Source organism: Coleofasciculus sp. G3-WIS-01 (assembly GCF_040223135.1).
GTDB lineage: Bacteria > Cyanobacteriota > Cyanobacteriia > Cyanobacteriales > Coleofasciculaceae > Coleofasciculus.
Map to the genome: position 1 here is coordinate 18492 of NZ_JAVJZI010000014.1, position 11075 is coordinate 29566.

An 11075-nucleotide genomic window follows, 5' to 3' on the forward strand; every position below is an offset into this window, starting at 1 on the left:
ACCCATAAGGCGGGGGATTCAGTCAACTGGATTAACTCCCTTATGGCTGACTGGGCAAAATATGCAATGGTAGATAGAAAGGCAGACGTTGAGTCGTGTAGCCGACATCTGGGGAAACTGTCTTGCCTGGATCACCCAAAATCTGCAATCCTCTTGTACATGGCGTATTTATCATCATCTCATACCGATCGCTTGCCAAACCACAAGGAGCTATACCAGTTCCTTGTCGCTTGTCAGCAGGCATCTGTTGAGAAAGGCTGTACTCAAATTGCCAGTATTTCTGTGGAAATTCCCCGGGTCGATCCACTGGCTGTACTCCAGATTATCGCTGAACCTCAACACTTTCAGTTTTACTTAGAAAAACGCAAGGAAAACGAATCGATTCTGGCTATTGATGCGACGATCTCTGCTGAAGTTGAAGGAATCAATCGATTTCAACACGCCAAGACGGTCATCCATCGTTATCTCAAAGACACTTGGATTTGGACTGAACAACAAAAAAGGATTTCCTTTGCCGGTCCTCACTTTTTTTGCTTTTTTACCTTTTTTGCTTTAACCCAGGAGTCTCCGTTTTCATCGGCGACGATTTTTCTTCCCCGTTGGCAAGTAGCTTATCGAAAAGATAGCTGTACATTCGTTGCAAATCTTCAAGTTGACTCTGGCGTTAATCTCAAAGTTCTCCTGAAAGAACTATACAATCAGATTGCTGAAATTACAGGGTCAGGGCATCAACCCAGTTCCCTGACCCGCCTTAATTATTCTCAATTTATAAATTCCAACTCAATCAAGGCTGAATCCTTTAAGTCAGCCGTCGTATCCGCTTTAAAATCAATTCATGCCAATCAATTTAGCAAAATTGTTCTCGCTAACGCCATTGATATTGTTTCGCACCAGCCTTTTAATGTTGTCAACTCCCTCGATAATCTGCGCCAACGCTATCCGGATTGCTATATCTTTTCAGCTAGTAATGGTAAAGGACAGAACTTTCTCGGTGCTAGTCCTGAACGCTTAATTAGTATTCGTGAGCGTTTATTGATCACCGATGCCTTAGCTGGATCAGCACCTCGTGGAAGGACAGCCGCTGAAGACGCTGATTTTGGCGATCGCTTGCTTGGTTCTGAAAAAGAGCAGCGCGAACACCAATTTGTGCTAGATTTTATCACTCAACGTTTATCTGAGTTGGGACTCATCCCCCAATGTTTACCAGCTCCCCAACTGCTCAAACTCTCCAACATTCAGCATTTGTGGACACCGATTCAGGCACAACTTTTGACCAATGTCCATCCCCTAGATATTGTCGCCCAACTTCATCCTACCCCTGCTGTAGCAGGTGTCCCTACCCAGATTGTGCAAGAACAGATCCGCCGCTACGAAACTTTTGACCGCTCCCTATATGCAGCCCCATTGGGTTGGATAGATTATCAAGGCAATTGTGAATTCATCGTCGGTATTCGTTCAGCATTAATCGACAACAACCCACTTTCTGCAACTCAGGATAACACCTACCGCGCTCGACTCTACGCGGGAGCGGGAATTGTTGCTGGTTCTGAGCCAGACAAGGAACTGGCAGAAATTCAACTCAAGCTTCAGGCATTACTCAAAGCCTTGCTTTAGTTAGTTCTTGACACTCACCGTCTGCAACATGTTGTACCCCTACCATAAGCCTGCTTATGGCTATGCCAGTATACTGAACGGTGAATCTAATGGCTTGGTTCCACCGAAGGAGTTGATTGAACGGAGAGGGAGGGATTCGAACCCTCGGATAGGCCTTACGTACCTATCAACAGATTAGCAATCTGCCGCTTTCGACCACTCAGCCACCTCTCCAAGATGACCCTGACTATCATAGCAGATTAGAATCCCTTTTTGTCTAGTGGAGGCGGGAAATTACCTACCCTATCAGGTTGCGGTGAAATACCCTGAGTACAGACGTAGCATACTACGTCTGTGTCTGTCACGGACATTGCTCTTTACGCTGCTGTACGGGTGAAGCATTGGCGATATCTTCATATAACTAAATTTTTTTTTACATATTGCAACTTTAGGGTAATATTGAGATTATTCCCTGTGGCACAGACATTCAACGCTTTGGGGCGATTGACCGCACTCAAGCACGACAACAATTAGGATGGAATCCTGACGACAAAATCATCTTTTATGTGGGACGCTTTGATCCGCGCAAAGGCATAGAAACGCTAGTTCGCGCTGTGGGTTGCTCCCAGATACGCCATTATCCACAGGTAAAACTGATTATTGGCGGGGGATCTCGTCCGGGTCAAAGTGACGGGATTGAGCGAGAACGGATTGAGGCAATCGTTGATGAACTGGGGATTAGGGATATTACCACATTTACCGGACGCATTAGCGATGAACTTCTATCAGTTTACTATACGGCTGCTGATGTCTGCGTTGTTCCCAGTCACTATGAACCCTTTGGTCTAGTGGCAATTGAAGCTATGGCTTGTAGTACACCAGTTATTGCCAGTGATGTCGGTGGGTTGCAGTTTACTGTCGTACCCGAAGAAACCGGATTACTGGCATCGCCTAAAGATGAGGTAGCTTTTGCTGAAGCAATAGACCGGATTCTGTCTCACCCCGACTGGCGCAATCAATTGGGTCAAAGGGCAAGACAGCGGGTGGAGGAAAAGTTTTGCTGGGATGGTGTCGCACATCAAGTTAGTGACCTTTATCTTCAGTTAGTCCGAAACTCCTCCCAGGTGTTGGAACAAGCTAGCGCCTGAACTTCCCACCGCTGACCCCTATGGGAACGTGGACTTGGAGACTTCACAGGGGAATGCCAAAAGCTTGGGCTTACTCTATATTGGATATCTGCGTAAGAAGTTAGGCAGTGACTTAATTGAAACCGTCAGAGGTATGGGTTATTGTTTTAATTGATGCTTGTGCGGGCGGGTTTAGTCATATTAGGGTCAAGAATAAAATTAAGTTGTGAAACCCGCCCCTACAAAGTTACTATCCATACAAATAGGCGACTGCTTATATAGACCAGAACGGGAGAATTTAGTCACAGAATTGTCAGCACGAGAATTACAGCAGATTTCAGGTTGATGAGGTACAAAGCCCTACTGTGTAAATTTTGCTAAAGCTATTTTTTCAACAAATTCATAATTCACTTTTCCTTGCTCATTACGGGGTAATTTTTCAATATAAACCCAATATTTAGGCTGCTTAAACCGATTTAATCGATCAACCAGCGCCGCTTTTAAAACATCCACAGAAACCTCTGATAAACGAGGGACGTAAACCGCTGTAACCGCTTGCCCCCAATATTCATCGGGTATGCCAATCACACAAACATCACTCACTAATTCGGTAGCTAAAATAGCCGCTTCAACTTCTATTGGGAATATATTTTCACCCCCACTAATAATTTTATGGCTGTGCCGTCCGACAATATTTAAATGCCCCTGATCATCAAAAAACCCCAAATCATCAGATTGCAGCGTTGAGATTTTATCAGGCGTTGCATTCATACATAATGCTTTTTCTTCCTCAATTGGTGATTGGTAATGGGGGAATTTTCCCTGATCTCCTGAGGAATAGTAACCCAAAGCCAAAGATTCTGCTTCAATCGTGACAATCCCTATTTGATTCGTCCCCAAAACTTCCCCAGTTGTACTGCGAATTGTAACTTTAGCGTGAGGGAGAACTTGACCGCAGCTATTATTCCCCGCCAGAAATGCATCCGGTTTCAGGGTAACCACTTGAGACGCCGTTTCCGTCATTCCATAGGTTGGCGCTAAACGAATATCCTGTTGTCTCGCCTCAGTTAAGAGAGACTCCCACGCTGGCGCACCACCTAACAAAACCGTGGGAAACTGGGATAACCAACTCGCCGCATTCACCCGGAGTAATCGTTGTAGCTGAGTGGGAACGAGGGAAATAAAAAAATCTCTTGGGTCAATATCTCGTCCTTTTCCCGCCACCACGTCTTTAAAGGGTAGACTAGCAAATCGTCCTCCCGTGGTTAGCGATCGCAGAAATTGCATCAACCCACTGACATGATACACCGGCAAGACACAGAATGAGTTCACAGGCTTCTGGTCAAAATACTGATAAAACCCTCGCACCGACGCCATTAAGGTATCCCAGGTGTGCATGGCAAAGTGAATCTTACCAGAGGAACCTCCTGTGGGAATCATTATTTTAGGGTTCGTAGTAGGCACTTTAGTGCCATCAACGCTAAAGCGCTGACGACAAACGCCCAATTCAGTGACACCCATTGTAGCTTCCTTCTCCATTATCCATTGTCCGTTATTTTTGACAAATGACTCTTGAGGAATGACTATTGACAAATCTCCCCAAATTAAATCGGGTTGGACTAATGCTAAAACATACTGCCATTCCTGTGGTGTCCAGTTTGGATTGCCTAAAAAGACTGAACAATCGGCAGCAACAGCGGCGATAAATGCAGCCAGGAATCGGCAAGGGTTAGATTCAGCCAGAATAATCTTAGGAACTGTTCCCACTCGATTCAATTTATAAAATTGATTCAATATTTCCTGGTTCATTTCATTGAATTGATTGTTATCCCAACCAATAAACCAATTATTATTGCGCTGTTTTATAGCCGTTAAGATAGAATTCATTTTCTTAAAAGACCGTACAAATTATTAGGTATAATTTTGCAATACCGTTAGGGTAAACAATCAATTTTAATCCCTAAAAGCGTCCCTAAAAATACCTTTGTCCCTCGCACCGCCGCCCCCTGCTCCCCTATCTTTTAGATTGCATAATTAACCTTACACCTGTGCTAGGCGCTAAAGTGGCACCCCGTCGCTGAGGACGCTCAGGTTGCTGTTGTGCCAGAGTTAGCTGATACTGAGAGACAATTTTGGCAAGGACTAATTTCATCTCAAATAATGCCAAAGCTTCACCAATACAGCGCCGTGTTCCACCACCGAAGGGGAAAAACTCATAGGGAGAAAACTTGCGTTCTAAAAAGCGTTCTGGTTTAAATTGATGAGATTGGGGATATAAATCCTGGCGATGATGGGTGAGATAAATACAGCCATAAACTTGGGTTCCAGGTTGTAGCTGATATCCCATCAGTTCAACAGGTTCTTTCACGGCTCTAGGTACAGTTAAGACAGCCACAGGATAAATCCGCAGCGTTTCATGGCACACGGCTGTGAGATAAGGTAGACGAGCAATATCCAGAGGATCTGCTTCTTGACCGAGAGAATCCAATTCTTGCAATAGCTTCTTTTGCACGTCAGGTGATCGATAAACCCAATACAGCGCCCATGCGATCGCGGTGGCTGTAGTTTCGTGACCGGCTAGTAATAGAGTGAACAACTCATCATGCAATTCTTCATCGGTCATTGGTTTGCCTTCTTCATCCTGCGCCGATAACAGCAGGGTGAGAATGTCTGAACCAGAAGAGTCTTTTTGTTGACGGCGCTCTCTAATTTCCGCATAGATTAGCTGAGTAATTTGCTGCTGTAAGCGACGGAGGGAACCCCAAGTCGTCCAATCTTTCTGTAGGGCTGGGAAAAAGAGTAATCCTGATGTGAAGGGAGATTTAAATTGATCCATCAGAGTAGAAATTAGCGCATTCAGTTGACCAAAACGCTCTGGATCATGAATACCAAAAACAGCATTTAAGATAAGCTCTAGGGAGATTTCCTGGACCAATGAACGAGCAATAAAGGTTTGACCCGGACGCAACTGCCGCATTACCTTATCGGTTAGATCACAGATAAGTGTCCCGTAAGTTCGGATGCGTTCTCCGTGGAACGGTGGCATTAAAAGTTTACGTTCCCGACGATGGCGATCGCCTTCTAGTACAAATATCGAATGATCTCCGACAATTGGCTGTAAAAGTCTATTCGGAGGAGCTGTAAATTGCTTGGTATCATTGGTAAAAATCTGTTGTAGGGCTTGGGGATGACTGACAAACAATAGACAGGAATGATTGCCAATAACAGGGGCATTGAAAATATCACCATACCGTTGTCCGGCTGCATCCATGTAATCCAGAGGATTAGTAATCCACTGAATCTTCTGCCACCAGGGGGGGGCTTTGGGTCCATCGGGTTGTTTTTCTTTGACTTGAATCATAGGACGGGCAAGGAAAGGATGATGGCTTTTCTGGTGATACTAATTATCCATGATGTTAAGCTATATCCACCCCCCTGTAGTACCCCCTTTAAGCAGGGCTAATTCATTGTGTTCAGACGTGATCGGGAAAAATCTTGTCTGATTTGAGCGTGCTACGAACGTTTTTCTTATGTCCCAAGTCGGTTATTGGTATAACGGTAAACTTATTCTCGGCGATCGCATCGAACTCGCGATTAATGATCCGGGCTTGATTTATGGCGCGACAACCTTTACCACCCTGCGCGTTTATCACCACTCCCTCTCCCACCCCTTAACAAATTGGGACGCTCATTGTGCGCGTTTACGTCAAAGTTTACAGGTTTTTGGTTGGCAATTCCCTGACTGGGAGAGAATCCGCCACGGTGCAGAACAATTACTCCCCTCATTTGCGGTTCTGAGAATTGTGATTTTCCCGGATGGGCGAGAATGGATTACTGGGCGTCCTCTACCCGCCGATTTAAGCGAACGCCAACACCATGGTGTGATCGCCTGGTTAGCCGCAGCGCCCCACTTGCGCCGTTCCTTACCTACCTATAAAACCGGGAACTATCTGGGGGGATGGCTAGCGCTGCAAAAGGCACAACAACTCGGCGCTCAGGAGGCTATATTAGTAGATGATCAAGGGAATTGGTTAGAAACGAGTACGGGGAATCTTTGGGGCGCTAAAGACGGCTGCTGGTGGACACCGCCGATTGATGTGGGAATATTACCGGGAGTGGCGCGATCGCAACTTATTAATTGGCTAGAACAGCAAGGATTAGAAATTCGGCAATTTCCCTGGAATCAGGAACTAGTACAGAAGTTCGACGCGATCGCGTATACCAATAGTGTCATGGAAGTTATCCCCATTCACACCGTTCTCACGGCAGATCAACCCTTTGAGTATCGCTCCCTTTCTGGTGTTTTAGCACCGTTGCAGCGTTTATTTGTGGAGTCTAAAAAATAATTACAGCCTCTTATTATACCACATCAATAGAAAATTAGCTCATTCCCTGCTTTTGACCAAACCAACTTCGCCAAATATTCTGATAGACGTTAACATTAGTTAATATAATCAGCCGATTCGACGTCATCACATCACATCCTAAGTCTTAGGAGGAAATCAGTAGTGAATAAAAAATGGAGAAATGCGGGGCTTTATGCACTACTAGCGATAGTAGTCATCGCCTTGGCAACAGCATTTTTAGACCAACCGTCCCAAACCAGGGAAACCTGGAGATACGACCAGTTCATTGATAACGTTAACAGCAAGAAGGTCGAGATCGTTCAACTCAGTTCTGACCGCACTCAGGCAATGGTAACCTCTCAAGACGGTTCCCAGTACCTGGTCAACCTGCCCAACGATCCAGAACTAATCAGTATTCTCACCCAAAATAACGTAGATATTAAAGTTCGACCTCAGAGTGATGATGGTTTCTGGTTCAGAACCCTGAGCGGACTCTTCTTCCCCATCCTGCTTCTGGTCGGTTTATTTTTCTTACTGCGGCGGGCGCAAAATGGTCCGGGTTCTCAAGCGATGAACTTCGGCAAATCCAAAGCCAGAGTTCAGATGGAACCGCAAACCCAGGTGACCTTTGGCGATGTCGCGGGTATTGAACAAGCCAAGCTGGAACTCAACGAAGTGGTTGACTTCCTGAAAAACGCGGATCGCTTCACCGCCATTGGTGCAAAAATTCCTAAAGGGGTTCTGCTTGTTGGTCCTCCGGGAACGGGTAAAACCCTTTTAGCTCGTGCTGTTGCTGGGGAAGCTGGCGTACCTTTCTTCTCCATTTCCGGTTCTGAGTTCGTGGAAATGTTCGTAGGTGTGGGTGCTTCTCGTGTCCGCGACTTATTTGAGCAAGCCAAGAATAATGCTCCCTGTATCGTATTTATCGATGAAATTGACGCCGTAGGTCGTCAACGGGGTGCTGGCTTAGGCGGCGGTAACGATGAGCGGGAGCAAACCCTGAACCAGTTGTTGACTGAGATGGATGGGTTTGAAGGCAATACGGGTATTATTATTATTGCCGCCACCAACCGTCCTGATGTTCTCGATTCAGCATTACTGCGCCCAGGTCGTTTTGACCGTCAGGTTGTCGTGGATCGCCCCGACTACGCCGGACGTTTGGAAATTCTCAACGTTCATGCTCGCGGCAAGACCTTAGCCAAGGATGTAGACTTAGAAAAAATTGCCCGTCGGACTCCCGGCTTCACGGGTGCCGATTTATCAAACCTGCTTAACGAAGCCGCAATTTTAGCCGCACGGCGCAACCTCACCGAAATCTCCATGGATGAGGTAAATGACGCCATTGACCGGGTATTGGCAGGACCTGAGAAGAAAGACCGGGTGATGAGCGAGAAGCGCAAGCGGTTAGTGGCGTATCATGAAGCCGGTCACGCCTTGGTCGGTGCGTTAATGCCCGATTATGACCCAGTGCAGAAGATTAGTATTATCCCACGCGGTCGGGCAGGTGGATTAACCTGGTTTACCCCAAGTGAAGACCGCATGGATTCTGGGTTGTATTCCCGTTCCTACCTGCAAAATCAAATGGCGGTAGCTTTGGGGGGTCGAATCGCTGAGGAAATTATCTTCGGTGAAGAAGAAGTAACCACCGGTGCTTCTAACGACTTACAACAAGTTGCTCGCGTCGCACGGCAAATGATCATGCGCTTTGGGATGAGCGATCGCTTGGGTCCTGTCGCCCTAGGACGGCAAAATGGCAATATGTTCTTAGGACGGGACATTGCCTCAGATCGGGATTTCTCCGACACCACCGCCGCAACGATTGATGAAGAGGTGCGTAAGTTGGTGGATGAAGCATATCATCGTGCTAAAGATGTCTTGGTGAATAACAAACACATCCTGGACAAATTATCTGCAATGCTGATTGAGAAAGAAACCGTAGATGCTGAGGAACTGCAAGAACTCTTAGCCGAAAACGACGTTAAGATGGCTGCGATCATTTAACTTATCCGGTCTGTAATAATGTTTAGGGCAGCGAATGCATACGCTGTCCTTTTTTTGGATGATACAACGGATGTAATGTTCCAGACGTACCATGGCGCGTCTGGAATCAGGGGAACCTGGTTTTCTACCAAATCCGCCTTTATTACCCCCTTTTGTCACGGCGATTGAAATCGCTGCTACACAAACCTAGTCCGCTTGACAAGGACTAGGTTATAACGGGGGTAGCTAACCCGGATTTGGTATTATGTAGGGGTTCTTTTCACAACTATCTTTTTGGTTGCACAAGGGATGTGACTAAACCCGCCCCGACTGTGGTAGTTTATTGGATGCTTTATAAAACAATATTAATCAGCCTATTAACAAGCATTACAAATGATGAGTAAAGAAGAAAATTATTTTTCGCACCGATTGGATTACGGTTAAGGAAACGGCTAGGGGCTATCACTACCTAGAACGAAAATGTGTTATATGTACTATGCCGATGTAACGGATATAGAGCCAGAGATTGCGCGGCAAGATGGCAGCTATTTTGAATCGATTAGCCATAATGAATGGCATCCGTTGGATTATTTGAATCAATGCGATTATTCAGCCTGCCAGATTGGGTATTTTCGGCTCAAATCTATTCTTAGATAAGCACTGATTAAGCCCTGAACTAAAGTTCGGGCTGAAAGCTAAAACCCGTTAAAACGGGTTCAAGGTATTACCTAGTAAGTTTAAGTAAGCTTGAGCTTGCGTCAGTTCCATTTAGATTAAGGGCTTTAGCCTAGTGGCGTGGCACACCTTATTTGATGAATTAGAATTACACCCCGAAACTGTAGGGGCGCATGGCGTGCGCCCGATTCAATGGTCAAATCTATTCCACAATTTGAGCTGTGTCAAGCCACTATATTTTGTTAGGTTTTCTACGTCAACCCAACCTACTGGTGTGACACAGCTAATTTAATGGATTTGCATTTTCGGATAGCAAGCCCTGTGCGCCCAGAAAACCCGTACAATCTCCACGTACACGAAGCGCGATCGCTCCCCATTATCCCTAGTTCTGACAATGGCTGGGATTAGGCTTCTGTGACAATTAAGGGATGTGTCCAGTAAAACTGTAGCAGGAAATGGTTCTATGGCTTCTTTGCCCTGGGAACGCACCGATCATGCGATCGCTTAATAAAGTGACACAATAAATTACACTCTCCTCACTGTCGTTGCTTACCTTATGAGCAAGGTAGCGATCAAAACCAATAAGTTTGCCGCAGTAATTATACCATTTTACGTTGATTTATGTCCATCTATTGAATTGAGGTGAATACGCTCATGCTAAAAAAACAGAGATGACAGATATGGTAGTTCTATTGCCTGGAATTATGGGCAGTGTGCTGCAAAAAGACGGTAAAGATATTTGGAATATTTCAGTTAAGGCAGCTTGGAGAGCCACTCGTGAGATAGTGAGCCAGCGTTCTTTATTTTTAGAGTTAACATTACCAGAAGATGATCCAGAACGGGATGACTTGGGAGATGGAATCACGGCAACGGGTTTAATCCAAGATGCACGTTTAGTCCCCGGTTTCTATAAGATTGATGGTTATACGGAAATTAGGCTCCCACGCTCTTTAGCTGGGAGATGAAACCGAGCGAACCGTCTAGGTAGCGAATAAATTCGCCAGTCAAATAATTCGGATAACGTTCTACTATTGTGGTAATGTAAATACAAGTCGCTGAAGGTTGCCTCCAAATGAGGTCTTACACCCTCTCCACGTCCGTTTATAGTCTCGGAATGCCCACCCGCGACTTGTATTTACATTACCACAAAAGAATAACGTTATCCGAATTAAATCACTGGCGAATTTAATCCCTAACTACACGGATCGCTCGGTTACATCTCCCAGCAAAAGAGCGTGGGCTCAAAAATTCGGCAGCGAAAACCACAACCCTACAGCATGAGTCACTAATCCGGAACGAGGAGCCAGCCGACATTCCTCTGCGTTACGTAGGCACGATTTACGTGGCAATACCC

At 45.7% G+C, this 11075-nt stretch carries 7 protein-coding genes, 1 tRNA gene and 2 pseudogenes; 7 read left to right on the forward strand and 3 right to left on the reverse strand.

The window, feature by feature from the left end:
• The first annotated feature begins 159 nt into the window (after positions 1–159).
• Positions 160–1614 carry an isochorismate synthase gene (locus RIM23_RS01185; protein ID WP_446363752.1) on the forward strand — a complete coding sequence of 485 codons (1455 nt, stop codon included), beginning with the start codon at positions 160–162 and terminating at the stop codon, positions 1612–1614.
• Between the two features lie 121 nt (positions 1615–1735).
• Here the strand turns inward: RIM23_RS01185 and RIM23_RS01190 are convergent.
• Positions 1736–1827 (reverse strand) — tRNA-Ser (locus RIM23_RS01190).
• Between the two features lie 218 nt (positions 1828–2045).
• On the opposite strand from RIM23_RS01190, the pseudogene RIM23_RS01195 reads away from it, so the two are divergent.
• Together RIM23_RS01195 and RIM23_RS01200 are read left to right on the forward strand one after the other, a co-directional pair.
• Positions 2046–2741: pseudogene (locus tag RIM23_RS01195) on the forward strand (glycosyltransferase); the annotation flags it as partial.
• A gap of 73 nt (positions 2742–2814) precedes the next feature.
• A pseudogene (locus RIM23_RS01200) lies at positions 2815–2895 on the forward strand (winged helix-turn-helix domain-containing protein); the annotation flags it as partial.
• A 185-nt stretch (positions 2896–3080) separates the two neighbouring features.
• Here the strand turns inward: RIM23_RS01200 and RIM23_RS01205 are convergent.
• The gene (locus tag RIM23_RS01205) at positions 3081–4607 is read right to left on the reverse strand and encodes a 2-succinylbenzoate--CoA ligase (protein WP_446363741.1); all 1527 of its coding nucleotides are present in this window, start codon (positions 4605–4607) and stop codon (positions 3081–3083) included.
• 127 nt (positions 4608–4734) lie between these two features.
• Positions 4735–6081 carry a cytochrome P450 gene (locus RIM23_RS01210; protein ID WP_446363743.1) on the reverse strand — a complete coding sequence of 449 codons (1347 nt, stop codon included), beginning with the start codon at positions 6079–6081 and terminating at the stop codon, positions 4735–4737.
• A 169-nt stretch (positions 6082–6250) separates the two neighbouring features.
• Here RIM23_RS01210 and RIM23_RS01215 point away from each other — a divergent pair, with 169 nt between their 5' ends.
• The 4 genes from RIM23_RS01215 (at position 6251) to RIM23_RS01230 (ending at position 10686) form a co-directional block, all read left to right on the forward strand.
• Complete coding sequence (locus RIM23_RS01215; RefSeq protein WP_446363745.1) at positions 6251–7066, forward strand: aminotransferase class IV; 816 nt, start codon at positions 6251–6253, stop codon at positions 7064–7066.
• Positions 7067–7228: 162 nt separating this feature from the next.
• The gene (gene ftsH3, locus RIM23_RS01220) at positions 7229–9067 is read left to right on the forward strand and encodes an ATP-dependent zinc metalloprotease FtsH3 (protein WP_446335542.1); all 1839 of its coding nucleotides are present in this window, start codon (positions 7229–7231) and stop codon (positions 9065–9067) included.
• 459 nt (positions 9068–9526) lie between these two features.
• Positions 9527–9703, forward strand: a complete 177-nt coding sequence (locus tag RIM23_RS01225; RefSeq protein WP_446363747.1) for a hypothetical protein — start codon at positions 9527–9529, stop codon at positions 9701–9703.
• Positions 9704–10401: 698 nt separating this feature from the next.
• Positions 10402–10686, forward strand: coding sequence for a hypothetical protein (locus RIM23_RS01230; protein WP_446363749.1), 285 nt, complete (start codon positions 10402–10404; stop codon positions 10684–10686).
• Positions 10687–11075: the final 389 nt, after the last annotated feature.